Source organism: Pseudoalteromonas sp. ABV4_021, from assembly GCF_056159365.1.
In genome coordinates this window covers 338814-358421 of record NZ_JBSWVB010000001.1, presented here as the reverse complement: position 1 = coordinate 358421, position 19608 = coordinate 338814, and the positions used below count along the sequence as shown (strand labels likewise).

The window sequence follows — 19608 nt, the reverse complement described above, 5'->3', positions numbered from 1 at the left end:
AAATTATCTTTTTTCAATGTTCTACTCTTACTTACTAAATTCGATACATAAATTTGCAACATCGCGTGTTGCATCTAATTTGGCTGCTGCTTTTGCTTTTTCAGCCATTTTTAATACCCGTGACTTATCTTGAACATAGGGTTTTAGCAAGGCAACTAGGTCGTCTTGCGTCATATCTTTTTGCTGAATAAGTAACGCAGCTTGTTGCGCTACAAGGTAATTGGCATTTGCAGTTTGATGATCATCAACGGCGTACGGAAAAGGCACAAATACAGCCATTTTACCTGCGGCAGCAACTTCGCTTACCGTTAACGCGCCTGCGCGACATACAACAATATCCGCCCACGCATAAGCTTTATCCATATCATGAATAAATTCGTTCACCTGTGCGTTAAGCGCCATTTTTTCATAACGTTTAGTTACTTCCGCCAAGTGACCTTTACCGGTTTGATGGAAAATAGCCAATTTACTTTCTTGTGCCAGCGTTTTAAACACATCAGGTAATTGATCATTAAATACTTTTGCACCTAATGAGCCGCCAACCACCAAAATATTGCAGCATTCGTTGTCTTTCTCTACTTGCGCTGTTGCAACACTGCTGCGAACGGGATTACCAATGATTTTGCATTTTGCGCTATCAAATGCCGAAGGAAAAGCAGCCATCACTTGATTTGCAATTTTGGCAAGCAACTTATTGCTAAGCCCAGCAACCGCATTTTGCTCATGAATTAGTACCGGAATACCTAGTAACTTTGCCGCTACACCAGCAGGTCCGGTTACATAACCCCCCATGCCAAGTAATACATTTGGCTTTTCTTGTTTCATCACTTTACGTGCTTGCAATATCGCTTTAGCCACCATAAAAGGCGCTTTTAGCAAACGTATAATGCCATTACCGCGCACCCCTTTGACATCAATGTAGCGAATATCAATACCGTGACGCGGCACAACATCCGCTTCCATTCTATCGGAAGTGCCTAACCACACTATTTGCCAACTTTGCTCTTGCAGATAATTTGCTACGGCGATCCCCGGGAAAATATGCCCCCCTGTGCCACCAGCGACAATCATTATTTTCTTACTCATGATTTTCGCCCTCTTATAGTGGCTTGTTTCGTCGCCATTTTCACCTCAAAATCAACACGCAATAAAATGCCGGCTGCAACCGTCATTACTAATAAACTTGAACCACCATAAGATACAAAAGGTAAAGTCAGGCCTTTAGTAGGTAAAATACCCGCGCTTGCCCCAACGTTAACCATACTTTGAAAGGCGAACCAAATTGCAATACCTAGTGCCAAATAACCTTCGTAGTCTTTACCAGCTTTAAGGGCATTAAAGCCAATATTTAGCGCTCTAAAAATCAGCACAAATAACACAGTTAAAACACTTAATACGCCGATAAATCCGGTCTCTTCTGCTAAAATCGCAAAAATAAAGTCGGTATGCGCTTCAGGCAGATATTGTAGTTTTTGCACACTATTACCCAACCCTTGGCCAAACCAATCACCACGGCTATATGCCATTAACGACTGAACCAATTGATAACCCTTGCCAAACGGGTCATCCCAAGGATCCATAAAACCGGTAATACGTGCACGACGATAAGGAGAACTGGCAATCAGTAACACTACGAGGCCAACACCTGCCATCATCAAAGCAAAGAATTGCCACAAACGTGCGCCCGCTAAGAACAGCAACCCCACAGTTGTAACAAACATTACTACTACCGTACCTAAGTCGGGTTGCATCAAAATCAAAAATGCATAAACCGTAAATACAGCTAGTGGTTTAATAAAGCCTTTTAAATTTTCTTGCACTTCAGATTTTTTGCGAACCAAGTAACCTGCGAGATAACAAAAGAAAAATAACTTAGCAACTTCAGATACTTGAATATTAATCGGCCCTAAACCAATCCAGCGCGTTGAACCGTTTACTTCACGACCGATAACCAGTACCGCGATTAACATAGGTACACCCGCCAGCAACAGCGGTAAATTGGCCTTTTTCCAAAAACTCATCGGTAAGCTGGTTGAGATCATCAACAAAGTCATACTCAACACTAAATACACCACATGGCGAATGGTGAAATGGAAGGGGTTATCAAACATACGAATTGCAGTTGGCATCGACGCGCTGGTTACCATAATAAAACCAACACCAACCAAAATAACCATGCAATAAATAAGTGGAATATCGTAAAGTGTATTTGAGCGCACATGAAATTGCGCTTTTAAAAACTCAAGCACCTTCATGATTTCACCGCCTTGTTAACCAGCTCAACAAATACATCGCCGCGATGTTCAAAGCTGTTAAACATATCAAAACTCGCGCACGCCGGCGCAAGCAATACAATATCGCCCGAAACAGCGATAGCCTTCGCCTGTAATACGGCATCTTCAAGTGAATCTGTCTGGATTGCGCTTTCACATAACGCTACTATCTGAGCTTTATCTTTACCAAACGTAATAAGCTGTTTAACGGTCGTTTCAATATCAACTTTTAACGGTGAAAAATCGGCACCTTTGCCAACACCACCCGCTAATAAAATTATATTTTTACCTTTAGCTAAGCTTGTTAATGCAGCTTGAGTTGCACCAACATTCGTCGCTTTGGAATCATTAACATAAAGTACGCCGTTATCTTCACATACTAACTGGCAGCGATGAGCAAGCCCTGAAAACTGATTAAACGCCGTTTTAAACACATCAACTGACAGTTTAAGATTTTCTAACAGCGCCATAACTGCGAGTGCGTTTAATTGGTTGTGTAATCCAATCACTTTTAGCTCGTCAGAACTCAACATTTGTTTGCCGTATACATTAAAGTATTGCTGCGAAATCGTGTAATCACCTTGTTGCGCACCAAAACTAACACAAGGCGTTTGCTTGCAATGAGTTAACACATCATCAAAATTAACAACCACGTGTTTACTGTGTAAATGAATACGCTGTTTAGCGTAAGCATAATCACCAAGGCTGTCGTAACGATCCATATGGTCTTCACTAATGTTTAGCACGCAACTTGCTTCACACACTAACGAATGCGTTGTCTCTAATTGGAAGCTCGATAGCTCCAATACATAGCAATCGTAATCTTGGTCAATAACATCCAGTACCGGTGTACCAATGTTGCCCGCAAGTGCCACTTTATAACCCGCTTGTTTTAATACATCGCGCGTTAGTGTAACCACAGACGACTTGCCATTAGAGCCTGTTACTGCATATACAGCTTTGGTATTGATCCGAGCAAATAGCTCTACATCGCCAATCACTTCTACACCACGGGTTATTGCATCTTGTATATACATGTTAAAAAGCGCAATACCTGGGCTAATAACGATTAAATCAACGTTTTTAAACAACGTATCATTAAGAGCACCAAAATGTGTATCTGTTGCAAGCTGTGTAGCGATATCAGCGTTAGGTGGCAAATCACGACTATCCACAACACTAAAAGCAATATTTTTACGAGCGAAAAAACGCATTGTGCTCAGACCGGATACACCCAGCCCAAGCACAATAATTTTTTTGTTTTTAAGTTCGTCTAAATAATTCATTTATCTCAGCTTTAATGTTGCTAAACCGGCTAAAACCAAGACCACCGAAATAATCCAAAAACGTACAATAACGCGTGGTTCTGGCCAACCTTTTAACTCATAGTGATGGTGTATGGGTGCCATGCGAAATATACGTTGGCCGCGTAACTTGTATGAACCCACCTGTAAAATAACCGATAGTGCTTCCATTACAAAAACACCACCCATAATCACGAGTACCAATTCTTGTCGCACTAATACCGCGATAATGCCAAGTGCACCACCTAGCGCAAGTGAACCTACATCGCCCATAAATACTTGCGCAGGATATGTGTTAAACCATAAGAAACCTAAACCCGCCCCCACAATCGCAGTACACAGAACAACAAGTTCACTCGCCTCAGGGATATAAGGAATATGCAGGTAGTTGGCAAAATTAACGTTACTGGTTACGTACGCAATAAATGCAAATGCGCCCGCAACTAAAATCGTAGGTACAATAGCTAGTCCGTCTAATCCATCGGTTAAGTTAACCGCATTTGATGTACCAACAATTACAAAGTAAGCCATTACAATGTAAAACAAGCCGAGCTGTGGCATTACTTCTTTAAAGAAAGGCACAACAAGCGCAGTTTCTTGCGGTAACGCAGCACTGTAAAATAAAAATGCACCGGCAGTTAAGGCGATTACTGACTGCCAAAAGTATTTCCAACGTGCAATCAGGCCGTCAGTGTTTTTGCGTACTACTTTACGGTAGTCATCAATAAAACCCACAACCCCAAGTGAGCCGATAACAAATAATGTGACTAATACATAACGGTTGCTTAAGTCAGCCCATAACAATGTACTGGCAAAAATAGAACCTAAAATCAAAATACCACCCATTGTTGGCGTGCCTGATTTAGATAAATGCGATTCTGGACCGTCATCACGTACAGTTTGGCCAATTTGCATTAGCTGTAAACGACGAATCAATTTTGGACCAAAATAAAGCGACAGCATAAGTGCGGTTAACACACCTAGAATAGAGCGAAACGTTAAGTACGAAAAAACGTTAAAGCCTGAGTAAAATTGTGTTAAATATTCAGCCAACCACATTAACATGACTGTTCACCTTTCTTATTATTGAGCTCGTCTACAAGTAGTTCCATTCGAGAACTACGCGAACCCTTTATCAAAATTGTTGTACGTTCATTGCCGCTAGCTGCATCGTTAAGTAACGCCTGCTTTAACGCATCGACAAGTTTTTCGCGGGTTGAGAAGTGGCGGCCAGGTTGTTCAAACACATCACTCGCCGATTGACTAAGCACACCTAATGTATATACATGGTCTATGCCTTTGTCTCTGGCGTATTCACCTACTTCTTGGTGATAGACACGTGCATCTTCACCAAGTTCAGCCATATCACCTAAAACCAGTATTTTTTTGCCATTAATGCCGCTTAGTAGGTCAATTGCTGCACGAACCGAGCCTGGATTAGCATTGTAGCTATCATCGATAAGAGTCAGCTTTTGCGAGACCTCAATAATATTCACGCGCCCTTTTACCTGCGGCATATTACTTAAGCCCGAAGCGACTTGTTTTAAACTAACGCCTAGCGGAAGTACCAACGCTGAAGCAACTAAGCTGTTAGTGACATTGTGTGAACCTGGAATCGGCAAATCAACTCGCACCGCTTCACCTTTATAAACAAGGTCAAAGCTTGCACGACCAAAATCATCTAATATTATGTTTTCAGCCCAAATATCTTTGTGCTGCGTTGCTGAGAACTGAGTTACCTGTTTGTCTTCAAGGCGTGCTAACCAATAGTCAATAAACTCACTATCGGCATTAACCACTGCCACACCGTTTTCAGGTAAGCCTAAGAAAATTTCGCCTTTTGCACGCGCTACACCAAATAAGTCACCAAAACCTTCTAAATGCGCTTCCGCCACATTGGTGATCGCCGCAACATGCGGTTTTACTAAATCAGTGGTATAGGCAATTTCACCTAGGTGATTTGCGCCCAGCTCAATCACCGCATACTGATGCTTTTCTTCTAATCGCAACAGCGTAAGAGGTACACCAATATCGTTATTAAAATTGCCATCGGTCGCCAGTACTTCACCGAGCTGCGATAAAATAGCTGCGGTCATTTCTTTAACAGTGGTTTTACCTACACTTCCCGTCATTGCAACAGTTTTAGGACTTACTTTAGCCATCACAGCTGCGCCTAATTTACCTAATGCAAGACGAGAGTTTTCAACGATAAACTGAGGGATATCGACATCTTGTTCTACTTCAACAATCAGCGCTTTAGCACCTAACTCTTGTGCTGTTTGGGCGAATTTATGGCCATCAAAGTTTGGTCCTTTAAGTGCTAAAAACACTTCGCCTGCTTGTAATTTTCTTGAATCGGTTACAATTGTTGAAAATGCTACATTTTCGCCGCGGTATGACACACCTAAGACGTCTGCAATCCAATTTAGATCAGCCGTAATCATGCGCTTTCCCCTTTTAAAATCTGCTGTGCAACTAGGCTGTCACTAAAGTGCAGCGTGTTAGTGCCTATTATTTGGTAGTCTTCGTGGCCTTTGCCAGCAATTAAAACAATGCCATCAGCAGAGGTGGTGGCAATCGCATGTGCGATAGCTTGATAGCGATCATGCTCAACCACAGCTCGTTCAGCAGCTGCAAATCCAGCTAAAATGTCTGCGGTAATTGCTTTTTCATCCTCTGTACGCGGATTATCGTTAGTAACAATTACTTTATTTGCATATTTTTCAGCTATTTGCGCCATTAGTGGGCGTTTACCTTTGTCTCTGTCACCACCACAGCCAAACACACACGTGATATTGCTGCCAACATGTTCCGACAATGCAATCAATGCTTGTTCAAGGGCATCTGGTGTATGGGCGTAATCGACAATACAGGTAGGTTTATTATCTGCGCTGAAAGCTTGCATTCTTCCGACTACCGCATCTAATTGGGCAATTTTATCAATTAACCAATTAAAGTCATATGTTAAATTCAGTAATGTCGCGAGTGCAGCGGTTAAGTTATATAAATTAAACTTACCAAACAAAGGTACAGTAACTTTTTGACTTCCCCAGCTTGAGCGAATATCACAACATAAGCCTTGTTTTGAATACTTTGCATTATCAAATGATACAAATGGATAGCTAATATCGGTTGGCAGGTTTTCACCAAATAGAACTGGGTTAGGAATACGACCTTCTGCGAGCCATTGCTTTACTTGTACATCATCAAAATTAACGACATTACATTTCGTAGAGAAATTTGTTAATAATGATAATTTTGCCTCGCCATAAGCGAGCATAGTGCCATGATAATCAAGATGGTCACGACTTAAATTAGTAAACACCGCAATATCAAATGCACTATGCGCCACGCGCTGTTGCACTAAACCATGAGACGATACTTCCATTGCCACTAATTCATAATCGCGCATTTGCCAAAATAAATCTTGTAGGTCAATGGCTGAAGGTGTGGTGTTTGCAAGTGGCGTAAGCTGCTCGGTTTGACCCCAGCCGAGAGTACCAATAACACCTGTTTTAGCATCGTCTGCGCTGGCCAGATTTGCGATCATGCTCGTTACGGTAGATTTACCATTAGTACCTGTAACGCCAACTAACTTAAATTGTGTACTCGGCTCGCCGTAAAAAGCACTCGCAAAAAGGCTCAGCTTATTCGCTAAGCCATCAATAACCTGTACATTCGCTAGAGTTGGTTGATATTGACACTCGCTATCAACAAGCACTAGCGCAGCACCTGCCGCCAAAGCGTTATCGATAAAGCGTGAACCATCGAGTTGATGACCTTTAATCGCAATAAACGCAGTACCGGGCGCTATGGCCCGGCTGTCTAAAGTCAGTTTATGTGTTTCAATGCCGCAGCTAGGTTCTCCTATTGCGAGCAATGCGCGATCAATAGGTAACATAGTTCTGCCGTTGAGTTAGTTGCGCCACTGCCTCAAGATCCGGTGCAACATTTAAAATTCGCAGCGATCCCGACATAATTTCAGAAAACGCAGGGCCGGCAACATCACCACCATAATAAACGTCACCACCAGGTTCATTAATCATCACAACAACCGCTAAACGCGGGTCAGATACTGGCGCAATACCTGCGAAGTAACCGACATATTCATCACCATAGCCGCCAAATGCCGCTTTTTTCGATGTACCCGTCTTAGCTCCAACGCGATAACCATCCAACTTTACACGTCTTGCCGTACCGCCGCGCTCAAACACGCTTTCCATCATTTCTAGCACTGCATAAGCATTACGCTCTTCAAACACGCGGTCGCCATGTACTTTGCCATCTTGTTTTAAAATCGTCAGAGGACGGTTAATACCACCGGAACCGATAGCTGCATAGGCACGCGCCATTTGCGCGGTACTTACTGAAATTCGGTAGCCATATGCTAATGTTGCCACCTCAAAATCAGACCAACGACCATGCGGTGTAAATAAGCCATCGCTTTCACCAACCATACCCGTGCCAGTTTCCTCGCCAAAACCCAAACGTTGGAAGAAACCAATGAAGTCTTGTTTAGGCATAGTTTGTGCTATTTTCGATACACCCACATTTGACGATTTTTGTAAAATTGTACGCAGATCCATTGAGCCATTGTTCTTACCATCGGTAACAATACTACCGCCAACACGCATCCACCCTTTTGTATTAATCACGGTATCAAAATCGATGGTGCCATACTCTAGTCCAGCTAAAACCGAAATAGGCTTTAACGTTGAGCCAGGCTCAAATAAGTCAGTAATTGCGCGGTTACGGCGTTTATGCGGTGCTGCGTCTTTTAAATTATTTGGATTGAATGACGGGCTATTCACCATCGCTAAAACTTCACCGGTCGTCACATCAACAACCATAGCGCTACCCGACGTTGCTTTATAACTCAGAACTGCTGATTTTAAAGAACGGTAAGCCAGTGATTGAATGCGCTGATCAATGCTCAATTGGATATTTTCAGGTTCAATACGCGCACGCTCGTCAAGAATTTCTATTTCTCGACCTTGTGCGTCTTTACGAATGGTACGTTTACCCGCTTCTCCGGTTAACGCTTCATTGTAAAGTTTTTCAATACCTTCGATGCCTTCACCATCGATGTTAGTAAAGCCAAGTACGTGGGCAGTGACTTCACCCGCTGGGTAAAAGCGTTTTGATTCGTCGAGTAGGTAAATTCCAGGCAATTTTAATTCTGAAATATAGCGTGCTACAGGTGGAGTTACCTGACGCTTTAAATACACAAAGCGACGGGTGTTATCGCTTGTTAGTTTTCCATCGATTAACGGCTTTTGCAGGCGTAATACTTCAGCGAGATCCTGCCAGCGCGAATCGCTGTTATAGATTTCAATTTTTTCTTTTGCAACACGTGCGGGATCATCATCTAATGCTTTGACCGCTTGTTTAATATCGAGCTGATTTTCTCTCGCATGCTTGCGCGCAAGACTATAAACCTTGGCTGTTAAGGCCTTATCAAGTTGTTTTGGGTCACCGTATACACTTACAACCGGTACGCTAATCGCCAGTTCGTTACCATGGCGATCTAAAATTAAACCACGCTGTACATTCACCTTTTCCACACGTACCGTGCGTTTGTCATTTTCAGACACAGCAAAATCAGGTTCGATAACCTGAATATAAGCGGCACGTGCAACCAATGTTGCAAATACGGCAAAAATCGTGGCACATACCAATAAGTATCGCCAGCGAATTAAGCTGCCTTGTTTTGGTTTAGTAGTATGTCGTTTCATGGTAATACCACCAGCTTTTCATCCTTGCGTTCTGGTCGTTTCATATTAAGTTTTTTCTTGGCGATATCTTCAACTCGGGCGTGCTGTGCGTAGAATTCACTTTCTACAACCAAGTAGCCCCATGCCAAATCTAATTCATCTTTTTGTTGTAACAACGTGTCTTGTTTGATCACTTCAGCGCGTGACGCATCGGTAACCATCACTACGGCAAATGCCGAAGCAAAAATAGAAAAAAGCAGCCCCAAAGTGACTTTCTCCCTAAAAAGTCCCTTAGTGATCTCGATAAACAGGTTTGGCTGACGTGTATTATTTTTACTAGCCACTACAACCTCTTAGCGATCCTAAGTACGGAGCTGCGCGCACGGCTATTGCGAGCTATTTCTTGCTCGCTAGGTTTAATAGCCTTACCTATCGCTTTTAACGTTAGGTTTTGTTTTAACTGTTCATCAGTAAGCGGGAGGCCTCGCGGTACTGCTTCGCCTTTGCTTTGCTTTTTAACAAATTGCTTAACAATGCGATCTTCGAGCGAATGGAATGAAATTACCGCTAAACGGCCATCTTGCTTAAGCACATCAAGCGAGCCTTGTAAAGCTGTGGTGATTTCTTCAAGCTCACTGTTGATATAAATTCGAATTGCCTGAAACGTACGGGTTGCTGGGTGCTTGTGTTTATCTTTTACTGGTACTGCTTCATCAACTAACTTTGCTAATTGCTTAGTCGTTGTGATTGGATGCTCATCGCGCGTTTCAATAATTTTGGTCGCAATACGGCGACCAAATTTTTCTTCGCCATATTTCTTAATAACAAAAGTGATGTCTTCTAGTTCCGCTTCTGCTAACCACTGCGCGGCACTGCGGCCTGAACTCGGATCCATACGCATATCCAGTGGACCATCATGCATAAAGCTAAAACCACGGTCCGCTTCGTCAAGCTGCGGGCTAGAAACACCAATATCTAGCAAAATACCATCAACCTGATTTAACAAATTAAGGTTTTCAGCTACCTGACGGATATTTGAAAAGCGATCGTGCACAATCTGAAAACGCACATCATCGGCAAACTTTTTCGCCGCTTCAATTGCCGTTGGGTCGCGATCTATCGCAACTAGTCGCCCTTGCTCACCTAAGCGTTTTAAAATTTCACCCGAATGGCCGCCACGACCAAAGGTACCATCGATGTAAATACCGTTTGGCTTAATATCTAAAGCCTCGATCGTTTCGTCGAGTAACACGGAGATATGCTGTTGGCTTTGAGACATAGGGCGCCTATTATTAAAAATTGAAATCTTGTAGTCGTTCGCTAACGGTCAGATCTTTTTGCTGTTCTTGGGCGATATCTTGTTGTAATTTTTCATTCCAAGTATCTTCATCCCAAAGCTCAAACTTATTGAGTTGACCAACTAACATTAGTTTTTTATTGAGCCCTGCATGTGCTCGAAGTGGAGATGACAATAAAATTCTGCCGTTTTTATCAAGCTGACATTCCATCGCACTACCAAGTAAAATACGTTTAACGCGGCGTTCCGCTTCAACCATATTCGATAACTGACTCAGTTTTTGCTCAACTTCTTGCCATTCACTTAGCGGATACAACAAAAGACAGGGATCTTTTAAATCAATCGTGCACACTAACTGGCCTTCGCAATCTGCCTGCAATAAAGCACGAAACTTGGTTGGTATTGCCAAGCGTCCTTTATCGTCGAGGTTAATTGCATGTGCGCCACGAAACATGTAAGCGTTCCCATATTGTTATTAGTGCCGATCCACTGAGATCCATTTTTTACCACTTTTCTCCACAACGTTAGAGTCTAGGGCTTGACACAGGTATTTGTCAAGAATTGTAACAATAATATTTTTCTCGCAAGCCCTTTATTGATAAGGGCTAGAGCAAAGTTAATGAATTTAGTGGAAAAATGTGGAGAGAGATCTTAGATCAGGCCTTTACTAGCCTAGCATTGAAACTTTTTGCACAAAAAGCGATCGAATATTTATGGTTTAAGAAAATAAGCATACGCATAACAGATCGTGCTTTTACAAACTTTAACTGTAAACAGTTGTTGTTATTTTGACCCTCTGATATTTTGTGACGATAAATTGCGATCTTATTTAAGGAAATATTTATGAAGTTCAGCAAATTGCAAAAAGGAATTACCTTAGCGTTATCAATGTCGATGTTAGTAGCCTGTAATGGTGATTCAGACTCAGATAATGATATTGGTAGCGGCGATAATTCATGGGTTGCCGGTGAATTTAAAGCAAAAGAAATATTTGCGAATAAATGTGCCGTTGTTCGTACGGGGTCTGATCCTTATACCAATGAAGTATATAAAGACCGTGCTGGTACACTCACAGATGAGAAAATGTGGTTACGTTCATGGAATCATGAATCATACCTCTGGTTCGATGAAGTTGAAGATGTCGACCCTGCCAATTACAGTACACCACAAGCTTATTTCGAGGTGCTTAAAACGTTTGCCAAAACCAGCTCAGGTGCAGATAAAGATAACTTCCACTTCGCGCAAGATACCGCTGAGTATCGTAAGCGCACGCAAGGCAGTGCATCTTCAGGATATGGCATTCGCTGGCAAGCGCGTAACCTCGATGAAGATGGTCGTTTCACGCTTCCACGCACATTGTATGTGGCAACTATTGAACCCGGTTCACCTGCAGATACAGCAGGCTTTATGCGTGGTGACCAAATCATCAAAGTGGATGGTGCTGATTTCTTAAATGGCAATGATGTTGACACACTTAATGCCGGTTTGTTTCCGACAAATAATGGTCAAAGTCATGACATCACAGTAAAAGATGTATTTGGCGCAGAAAGAACCATTACAGTTACATCTGGCAGTTATGACCTTTCGCCAGTTAAAGCGACCAATACCTTTGTCCATGCAGGTAAAACAGTTGGCTATATTCAATTCGATACATTTAATATCAGCGACGCACAAGATGAGCTAATCAACAAGTTCACCCAGTTTAGGAACCAAAATGTTAGTGAGCTGGTAGTTGATTTAAGATACAACGGCGGTGGTTTGCTCGCGCTTTCGTCACAGCTTGCTTATATGATTGCCGGTGACGTAAATACGCAAAACAGAGATTATTATACGCTTAAGTACAATGGCAAATGGTCTAACGATGAAACTATCGGCTTCTATGATAAAAAAATTGATTGGCAAAACGGTAATTTAACTAACATCGATTTACCTACCGTAGGCCTAAACAAGGTATACGTGTTATCGAGTGATTCAACTTGTTCAGCGAGTGAAGCACTAATTAACGGCTTAAAAGGTATTGATTTAGATGTTGTGTTAATTGGTGGCCAAACATGTGGTAAGCCTTATGGCTTTGTTCCAACCGATAATTGCAGCACAACCTATTTCACAATTCAGTTTAGCGGTGTAAATGATAAAGGTTTTGGTGAGTACTCTGATGGACTAATCCCTAAGCAAAACCCTAACTTCCAAAACGAAGTACGTGGTTGTACGGTAAGTGATGACTTAACTCGTCCACTCGGTGATATTTCAGAAGGCATGCTATCAGCTGCGCTTTACCACATCGAACGAGGCAGCTGCCCACCAATTGCTGCAAGCTATGCACCAAAGACATCAACAACGGCTAAACAAGTTGTTGGTGAGCCTCTTAAAATGCCACAAGATCGTACGCAACAAATGATTGAAAATAATGCGATCTTTACGCCTCTTGAGACTACAAATAAATAAACGGCGGTTTATTTATTAACACTAAAAAAGGTGGCTTTGCCACCTTTTTTATTAACACATCGTATTTATTGCATTTGTTTTCACATCAATACTGTTAAGTATGTGATCAGCAATACTGTTAAGTATGTGATCAGCAATAGCGCTGGATAAATGAAATGGTATCAATTACCGGAAAATAAAAAACAACGAGATCCCACCGACCGCAAGCACAGTGCCAAACAGCGTTTTTCCAGAAGGGATTTGCCCTTTTAAAATTGAAAACAACAAAATAAATAAAGGTGATGTGGCAATTAACGTTTGCGCTACAGCCGGATTCGCATATTTAAGTGCAATTTGCTGCAACCAAAGTGTCAAGAAGGTACCTACCACAATGGCAAGTAACAGTAATACAAACTCACGCTGTGCCATTTTTGAAAAACCAATAACTAGCTGGGCTAACTGTTGTCGTTTAATCAGTACAAGGGTTAAAAGCAGCACGCCCACACCTGCAAGTAGTCTAAGTACTGCACCTAGTAACGGCTCAATATCGCCAGCGACAAGCGCATAATGAGATATCACCACGCCCGAGGCTTGGCAAACACTGGCTAATAGACCAAACCCGATGCCAGCTGCATTCACTTTTTGGGTATGGGTTTCAGGCTGCATCACCACTAAGGCTACCGCAAAGGTCGTGACTAATACTCCTAACCAACTCTGCCAAGTTAATAAGCTACCAAGTATTAATACCGCTAAAATACCGGAAAGTGGCGGAGCTATAGATTCAAGCAAGAGAGTTTTATTTACGCCTATGCGCTTTAATGATGCAAAATAAGCACTATCACCAATAGCAATACCTATCACACCTGAAAATAACAAAATCCCTATATGTTCAGGCGATAAAGAAAATTCCACATTTGGCAGTAAAGGCAGCGTAAACAGCATTAATGATGCAGCAATAACACCTTTAACCAAATTAAGCTGCAAGGCACTAAAGTGATGACTAAAACGACCGTACAGCAGGCTTGCTAGTGCCCAAAAAAAAGCCGCAGCTAACGCTGCCACTTCACCTAACATACTATTTCCTCAATAAAATTCTTTCCACCAGATTGAAATTCTCAGCGCAGCTGCCACAGTTAAAGTAGCCCCAAATAAATGTTGAGAGCAAATTATGGCAAATTGGATTGATGGACAAGTTACTCATATCAAGTGGTGGAACGACAAGCTATTTAGTTTAACCGTGTCTGCATCATTACCAAGTTATAAAGCAGGGCAATTTACTAAACTTGCAATGACAATTGAAGATAAAAAAATCGCCCGTGCATATTCTTTCGTCAATACACCCTCAAACAATAACCTTCATGAGTTTTTACTGGTTACTGTGGAAGACGGATTACTTTCACCGCCGCTTTCGGATTTAAAAAAAGGTGACACATTGCAAATTGCTGAGCAAGCCTCTGGTTTTTTTACGTTAGATGAAGTACCAGAATCTGACACATTATGGCTCTTAGCAACAGGCACGGCGATTGGGCCTTTTTTATCTATGCTAGGTGATGATGTGATTTGGCAAAAGTATAAACATGTTGTGCTTGTTCACGGAGTACGTAAACACACTGACTTAGTTTATCAGCAGCTAATTCGGGAGCTGTGTAGCAATCATCCACTGACGTTTGTGCCCGTTGTCAGTCAAGAGAAATGGCCCGATGGGCTGCAAGGTCGCATTACTAATGCGATAACCTCAGGTGAGTTGTTTAGCCATGTTGAAATACCGCCAACGCCACAAAACAGTCAATTTATGCTTTGTGGTAATCCAGAAATGGTCAAAGAAACAACGCAATTACTATTAGATTTAGGCTTTACGCGAAATCGCCGTGCAAAGCCTGGAAATATTACCGTGGAGCAATATTGGTAAGGTGTCGTAGTTAAGGCCGACTACTCACCGGCAATAGACATACTCTCAATCAAAATTGAGCCTGTTTGAATGCTGCCGCGCACATCAACATCACCGCCAATTGCCGCCACTTTTAAGAACATGTCTTTTAGGTTTCCAGCAATGGTAACTTCACTTACCGGGTATTGAATTTCACCATTCTCTACCCAAAAACCAGCTGCACCGCGTGAATAGTCACCAGTAACAATATTAACACCTTGGCCCATCACTTCAGTTACTAACAAACCTGTGCCCATTTCATTAAGCACATTTTTTAAATCGTGATGCGAGGCTTCAACTAACCAGTTATGAATACCACCAGCATGACCTGTTGCCTGCATGCCTAGTTTACGCGATGCATAACTTGCTAATAAGTAAGTTTGTAACTCGCCACCTTTAATGATTTCACGATCTATGGTTTTAACCCCTTCACTGTCTACAGCTGAAGATGCTAGGCCACCTAAAATGTGCGGACGTTCTTGAATATTCACTTTATCGCTAAATACTTGGCTACCTAAGCTATCGAGCAAGAAACTCGATTTGCGATAAAGTGCACCACCACCAATGGCTGAAACTAAATGACCAAATAACGAGCTGGCGATATCAGCGCGAAACACAACCGGATACTTACCCGTTGGAATACGGCGACAATTTAAACGTGCGATTGTTTCTTCTGCCGCTTCAATACCAACACTTTCAGCGCTACTTAACCCTTCTTGCTTACGAGCGATGGTATAGGCTGAATCGCGTTGCATCATGCCATTTTCTTCGCCAATCACCATACAGCTAATACTATGACGACTGCGCGGAAATCCCACTAATTGACCGTAGCTATTACCATAAACACGCAGGCCGTTGTGGCTAGAAAAGCTAGCGCCATCTGAATTACTAATACGACTATCAAACTGCATTGCCGCCGCTTCAGCTTGTTTACACAAGTCAATTCCTTGTTCAGCGGATACTTGCCATGGGTGATACAAATCAAGGTCTTGCGGAGCAAAATCAAGCAACTCTTTATCAGCTATGCCATTACATGGATCTTCTGAAGTATATTTGGCAATCTCAACAGCTTTCGATACAACTGTTTTTAGCGCCTCGGGGCTTAAATCTGCAGTTGACGCTGAGCCTTTTTTATTTCCTACGTAAACACTAATGCCAAGTGCACCGTCTTGATTATATTCAATCGTTTCAAGTTCGCCTAAACGGGTTGAAACAGATAAACCTGAGGTACTCGACATTGCCGCTTCAGCAGAGCTTGCGCCTAACTGTTTTGCGTAATCGAGCGCTTCGCTCACCGCTTGCTTAACTTCATTAAGGCGCTGAAAAATTGGATCGTTAGAGTCTGCTTGCATAGGTAAATGAGTTTAAATTTAAATATTTTTTTAAGCATATCAAAAATACCGTCATAAGGCAGAGCATCGAAACAGATTTTTCACGTATAATATAAAGAAATTACGCAATTAGACTTGGGTTGATTGATCCAATACAGACTAACAATGCGTGACATTACTAATTTGTGGAGAAACCATGGCCAAAAAGAACAAAGTTGATTTCGATACGCCAGAGGAAGAAATTATTTACGTATCACGTGCAGAACTTAAACGTGATGCCAAAGAGTTACATGGACTTGGTGCCGATATTGCTGGACTAAGCAAAAAGCAACGTAAGACAATTCCATTAAATGATGAATTGATTGAAGCGATGGAGCTTGCAGATCGCCTTAAAGAGAAAACAGAAGCTTACCGCAGACATTTAAACTACATTGCAAAATGTTTACGCTTAGCCGCAAATATTGAAGAGATCACTAAAGCGGTAGATATTCTGAAAAACAAGCATGCTCAAGGCAATGTGTTGTTTCATAAACTTGAACATATTCGCGATGAGTTAATTGAAGTTGGCGACAATAAGATCAATGAGTTAGTATCAGAATATCCCGAACTTGATAGACAGCGATTACGTCAATTAACACGCCAAGCAAAAAAAGAAAAAGAAGCAAATAAGCCAGCTAAAGCTTATCGCGAAATTTTTCAGTGTTTAAAACAAGTAATCACGCACTAATAAAACAAACAGCAACGGTTAAGGATAAGCATGAGAACAATAAGGCAACTTGGTATTTTACTCACTGCATCTGCGCTTGCAGCGTGTAATGGCTCATCGGGTAAAAACGATGAAGTGACACCGCCAGACCCAAATGCGCCAACACTATTGACGCTTTCGGTACTTGATGAAAACTGCCAAGCACTTACCACACCTTCTCTCGTTGCTGGGTCAACATTTTGTGTACAGGCTTTTCTAAGTAAAAATAGCGAAGCCATAAGCAATACCAGTGTTAGTTTTGAAACAGCGCTAGGCACATTATCGCCAAGTAGTAAATTAACCAATGTCGATGGCATTGCACAAGTATTGCTCAGCAGCACCCCTTCTGATATCGGCGCAGCGGATATCACAGCAACATCGCAAGATGCGAGCGCTAGCACAAGCTTTGAATTTTTACGTGACACTAGTCAAACAACACTACTGCCTGTTGTAACACTCACCAGCTTAGTTGGCGATTTAGCGGTAAACAATGCAAAGCAAGGCGAAGTTATTACCTTAAAGGCCAACTTGCTCGACGACCTCAGCAACCCGATTAGCCAAGTACCGATTAGTTTTTCTGCTGAGATTGGTGAGCTTAATGCTGCATCTTGGTTAACCGACGCAAATGGTAATGCCAGTGTACAGCTAACGCTCGCTTCCGACAGTCCTATTGGCGCGGCCACAGCCGTAGCAACCTATCAAATAGATGAAAGTAATAGCGTAAGTTCGCAAATAAACTATCAAGTATTAAGTGCCGATGATATTGATACACCAGTTGTACAAGCAGGTTACTTTGATAACAATGGCAATTTTGTCGCTAACCAATTGAAACTAAGCGTTGCGCGCCAAAGCAATGGCTCGGTAGATTTAGCGGCTGGCGGTACTCTCGGCTTATCACTGGTATTAGTAGACGAAAATCAGCAAGTAATCACTACGCCAACGGCTGTTAATTTTAGCTCCAGCTGTGTAATTAATGGTACAGCGAGCATTGACCAGCAAGTCCTGACGATAAACGGTGAAGCTAATTCAACGTACAAAGATATTAACTGTGCTGGGGCAAACGGCAATGAAGACCAAATAATCGCAAGCGTTACCGTAAACGGCGAAAACATTATTTTAACGCAAGATGTAAACCTATCAGGCGAAGCACTCGGTGCCATTGAGTTTGTATCAGCAGATCCGATGTCAATCGTGATTAAAGGGACTGGCGGCGTAGGCAAACAAGAAATTTCAACTATCACTTTTCGCGTTAAAGGCAAACAGGGTAATTTACTGGCTCAACAGTTAGTTAATTTTAGCGCAAGTACCGATGTTGGCGGTCTAGAAATATCTCCTACTTCCGCAATTACTAACTCACAAGGAGAAGTGAGTACCAAAGTAATCTCGGGTACTGTGCCAACACCTGTTCGCGTTACGGCAAGTGCCACAACGACTAACGATGCAGGCGAAAGCGTCGAGATTATCAGTCAATCTGATTTGCTCTCGGTTAATACCGGTCTTGCCGATCAAAACAGTATTTCTTTATCTGCAGAAATTCTTAACCCTGAAAGTCACAATACAAATGGCGTAACCAGTGAGATTACCGCATGGCTAGCAGACAGTTTTAATAACCCCGTGCCCGATGGCACTACGGTTAACTTTACCACTGAAGGCGGTCAAATAGAGCCAAGCTGTCAAACTACTAATGGTTCATGTTCAGTTACTTGGCAAAGTAGCAACCCTCGCGTGTTTAACCACAGATCTACCATTCTCGCTACCGCCATTGGCCATGAAACCTTTTTCGATACCAATGGTAATAATCTATTTGATAATCAAGATGGCAGTGCCGTATCAGATACAGCTGTATCAAGCGGGTTTGGTCGTGCTGAATACTTACCTTCAGGTTTTATCGATATGTCTGAAGCATGGCGCGATGACAACGAAAACGACCAATACGACCAAGGCGAAACTTTTATCGACTTTGATAACAATAAAACATTTGCCAGCGCCGATGGCATGTTTAACGGCCCGCAATGTTCGGGCGATTTATGCGCAACAAAAAGCTTAATTAATGTGCGTAAGTCCTTGGTACTGATTATGGCAAGTGGCAATAGCTATTGGTCATTATATGAAATGGTGGAAACCACACCGGGTGAATTTAGCGAAACTATAGTCGCGAGTAATCGTGATAACGTAAGTATCTTTAGAACACCAATTGCACGCGGTGCTAGCCAATCATATTCATTAAGCTTTGCTGACACTGCATTACAAACCTTACCCCAAGGTAGTACTGTCAGCGTAAATACCGATGTTGGCGAGCTAGTTGGTCAAACAAGTTTTACGGTAGGTAATACCAATGGAACACCAAACCCAATTAGTCAAACTGACTTAAATACTAGTATTACTATCTCAAGTGCAAAGAGTAAGAATGTATTTGGCGGCGATACGATAGGTTTTACGCTAAAAAACACGCTCGCTGAAGGTGATGATGCTACTACCGCGAACTTAACGATTGAAATAACAAGTTCCGGTGGCGTGGTCACATCACAGTTTATTACTGTCGACTTACAATAAAGTAAATAAAAAAACGCTGCAATTGCAGCGTTTTTTTGTT

The 19608-nt window shown here is 42.1% G+C and carries 16 protein-coding genes; 4 read left to right on the top strand and 12 right to left on the bottom strand.

Annotated features, from left to right (window positions below; translation table 11 throughout):
- Positions 1 to 27: 27 nt before the first annotated feature.
- From murG to mraZ, 10 genes are read right to left on the bottom strand one after another with little or no spacing between them, the layout of a single operon-like run.
- Positions 28 to 1086 (bottom strand): undecaprenyldiphospho-muramoylpentapeptide beta-N-acetylglucosaminyltransferase, encoded by a 1059-nt coding sequence (murG, locus tag ACXAFE_RS01675; protein WP_475147679.1) that lies wholly within the window; start codon positions 1084 to 1086, stop codon positions 28 to 30.
- Positions 1083 to 2255, bottom strand: a complete 1173-nt coding sequence (ftsW, locus tag ACXAFE_RS01670; protein WP_475147676.1) for a cell division protein FtsW — start codon at positions 2253 to 2255, stop codon at positions 1083 to 1085. Before ftsW ends, murG begins: the two co-directional genes overlap by 4 nt.
- On the bottom strand, positions 2252 to 3559 hold the full coding sequence (gene murD / locus ACXAFE_RS01665) for a UDP-N-acetylmuramoyl-L-alanine--D-glutamate ligase (RefSeq protein ID WP_475147673.1): 1308 nt from the start codon (positions 3557 to 3559) through the stop codon (positions 2252 to 2254). The genes ftsW and murD overlap by 4 nt, the downstream gene beginning before the upstream one ends.
- The gene (mraY, locus tag ACXAFE_RS01660; protein ID WP_010561171.1) at positions 3560 to 4642 is read right to left on the bottom strand and encodes a phospho-N-acetylmuramoyl-pentapeptide-transferase; all 1083 of its coding nucleotides are present in this window, start codon (positions 4640 to 4642) and stop codon (positions 3560 to 3562) included. It abuts the gene before it with no gap.
- Positions 4636 to 6021 (bottom strand): UDP-N-acetylmuramoyl-tripeptide--D-alanyl-D-alanine ligase, encoded by a 1386-nt coding sequence (locus tag ACXAFE_RS01655; protein ID WP_100912533.1) that lies wholly within the window; start codon positions 6019 to 6021, stop codon positions 4636 to 4638. Before ACXAFE_RS01655 ends, mraY begins: the two co-directional genes overlap by 7 nt.
- On the bottom strand, positions 6018 to 7478 hold the full coding sequence (locus ACXAFE_RS01650; RefSeq protein WP_475147660.1) for a UDP-N-acetylmuramoyl-L-alanyl-D-glutamate--2,6-diaminopimelate ligase: 1461 nt from the start codon (positions 7476 to 7478) through the stop codon (positions 6018 to 6020). The genes ACXAFE_RS01655 and ACXAFE_RS01650 overlap by 4 nt, the downstream gene beginning before the upstream one ends.
- Complete coding sequence (locus ACXAFE_RS01645; RefSeq protein ID WP_475147657.1) at positions 7465 to 9312, bottom strand: peptidoglycan D,D-transpeptidase FtsI family protein; 1848 nt, start codon at positions 9310 to 9312, stop codon at positions 7465 to 7467. Before ACXAFE_RS01645 ends, ACXAFE_RS01650 begins: the two co-directional genes overlap by 14 nt.
- Complete coding sequence (ftsL, locus tag ACXAFE_RS01640) at positions 9309 to 9635, bottom strand: cell division protein FtsL (protein WP_054978925.1); 327 nt, start codon at positions 9633 to 9635, stop codon at positions 9309 to 9311. The genes ACXAFE_RS01645 and ftsL overlap by 4 nt, the downstream gene beginning before the upstream one ends.
- Positions 9635 to 10570 (bottom strand): 16S rRNA (cytosine(1402)-N(4))-methyltransferase RsmH, encoded by a 936-nt coding sequence (gene rsmH, locus ACXAFE_RS01635; RefSeq protein WP_475147652.1) that lies wholly within the window; start codon positions 10568 to 10570, stop codon positions 9635 to 9637. The genes ftsL and rsmH overlap by 1 nt, the downstream gene beginning before the upstream one ends.
- Before the next feature lie 13 nt (positions 10571 to 10583).
- The gene (gene mraZ, locus ACXAFE_RS01630) at positions 10584 to 11042 is read right to left on the bottom strand and encodes a division/cell wall cluster transcriptional repressor MraZ (RefSeq protein WP_010561177.1); all 459 of its coding nucleotides are present in this window, start codon (positions 11040 to 11042) and stop codon (positions 10584 to 10586) included.
- A gap of 389 nt (positions 11043 to 11431) precedes the next feature.
- Between mraZ and ACXAFE_RS01625 the strand changes: the two genes are divergently transcribed.
- Entirely contained in the window at positions 11432 to 13033 is a 1602-nt protein-coding gene (locus ACXAFE_RS01625; protein ID WP_475147647.1) for a S41 family peptidase, read from the top strand.
- A 165-nt stretch (positions 13034 to 13198) separates the two neighbouring features.
- Here the strand turns inward: ACXAFE_RS01625 and ACXAFE_RS01620 are convergent, their stop codons facing one another.
- Positions 13199 to 14086, bottom strand: a complete 888-nt coding sequence (locus ACXAFE_RS01620) for a DMT family transporter (protein ID WP_475147644.1) — start codon at positions 14084 to 14086, stop codon at positions 13199 to 13201.
- A 94-nt stretch (positions 14087 to 14180) separates the two neighbouring features.
- On the opposite strand from ACXAFE_RS01620, the gene ACXAFE_RS01615 reads away from it, so the two are divergent.
- The gene (locus tag ACXAFE_RS01615; RefSeq protein WP_475147641.1) at positions 14181 to 14921 is read left to right on the top strand and encodes a ferredoxin--NADP reductase; all 741 of its coding nucleotides are present in this window, start codon (positions 14181 to 14183) and stop codon (positions 14919 to 14921) included.
- Between the two features lie 20 nt (positions 14922 to 14941).
- Here ACXAFE_RS01615 and pmbA read toward each other — a convergent pair whose 3' ends face one another.
- On the bottom strand, positions 14942 to 16291 hold the full coding sequence (gene pmbA, locus ACXAFE_RS01610) for a metalloprotease PmbA (protein ID WP_475147634.1): 1350 nt from the start codon (positions 16289 to 16291) through the stop codon (positions 14942 to 14944).
- A gap of 175 nt (positions 16292 to 16466) precedes the next feature.
- On the opposite strand from pmbA, the gene yjgA reads away from it, so the two are divergent.
- Together yjgA and ACXAFE_RS01600 are read left to right on the top strand one after the other, a co-directional pair.
- Complete coding sequence (yjgA, locus tag ACXAFE_RS01605; protein WP_010561182.1) at positions 16467 to 16997, top strand: ribosome biogenesis factor YjgA; 531 nt, start codon at positions 16467 to 16469, stop codon at positions 16995 to 16997.
- A 30-nt stretch (positions 16998 to 17027) separates the two neighbouring features.
- Positions 17028 to 19568, top strand: a complete 2541-nt coding sequence (locus ACXAFE_RS01600) for an Ig-like domain-containing protein (RefSeq protein ID WP_475147625.1) — start codon at positions 17028 to 17030, stop codon at positions 19566 to 19568.
- The last annotated feature ends 40 nt before the right edge of the window (positions 19569 to 19608 follow it).

Excerpts from the sequence above, each read along its gene's own strand:
- ACXAFE_RS01615 (WP_475147641.1), top strand. The coding sequence starts at position 14,181 with ATGGCAAATTGGATTGATGGACAAGTTACTCATATCAAGTGGTGGAAC.
- ACXAFE_RS01625 (WP_475147647.1), top strand. The coding sequence starts at position 11,432 with ATGAAGTTCAGCAAATTGCAAAAAGGAATTACCTTAGCGTTATCAATG.
- ACXAFE_RS01600 (WP_475147625.1), top strand. The coding sequence starts at position 17,028 with ATGAGAACAATAAGGCAACTTGGTATTTTACTCACTGCATCTGCGCTT.
- mraY (WP_010561171.1), bottom strand. The coding sequence starts at position 4,642 with ATGTTAATGTGGTTGGCTGAATATTTAACACAATTTTACTCAGGCTTT.
- mraZ (WP_010561177.1), bottom strand. The coding sequence starts at position 11,042 with ATGTTTCGTGGCGCACATGCAATTAACCTCGACGATAAAGGACGCTTG.
- rsmH (WP_475147652.1), bottom strand. The coding sequence starts at position 10,570 with ATGTCTCAAAGCCAACAGCATATCTCCGTGTTACTCGACGAAACGATC.
- ACXAFE_RS01650 (WP_475147660.1), bottom strand. The coding sequence starts at position 7,478 with ATGTTACCTATTGATCGCGCATTGCTCGCAATAGGAGAACCTAGCTGC.
- murD (WP_475147673.1), bottom strand. The coding sequence starts at position 3,559 with ATGAATTATTTAGACGAACTTAAAAACAAAAAAATTATTGTGCTTGGG.
- ftsW (WP_475147676.1), bottom strand. The coding sequence starts at position 2,255 with ATGAAGGTGCTTGAGTTTTTAAAAGCGCAATTTCATGTGCGCTCAAAT.
- ACXAFE_RS01655 (WP_100912533.1), bottom strand. The coding sequence starts at position 6,021 with ATGATTACGGCTGATCTAAATTGGATTGCAGACGTCTTAGGTGTGTCA.
- yjgA (WP_010561182.1), top strand. The coding sequence starts at position 16,467 with ATGGCCAAAAAGAACAAAGTTGATTTCGATACGCCAGAGGAAGAAATT.
- pmbA (WP_475147634.1), bottom strand. The coding sequence starts at position 16,291 with ATGCAAGCAGACTCTAACGATCCAATTTTTCAGCGCCTTAATGAAGTT.
- murG (WP_475147679.1), bottom strand. The coding sequence starts at position 1,086 with ATGAGTAAGAAAATAATGATTGTCGCTGGTGGCACAGGGGGGCATATT.
- ACXAFE_RS01620 (WP_475147644.1), bottom strand. The coding sequence starts at position 14,086 with ATGTTAGGTGAAGTGGCAGCGTTAGCTGCGGCTTTTTTTTGGGCACTA.
- ACXAFE_RS01645 (WP_475147657.1), bottom strand. The coding sequence starts at position 9,312 with ATGAAACGACATACTACTAAACCAAAACAAGGCAGCTTAATTCGCTGG.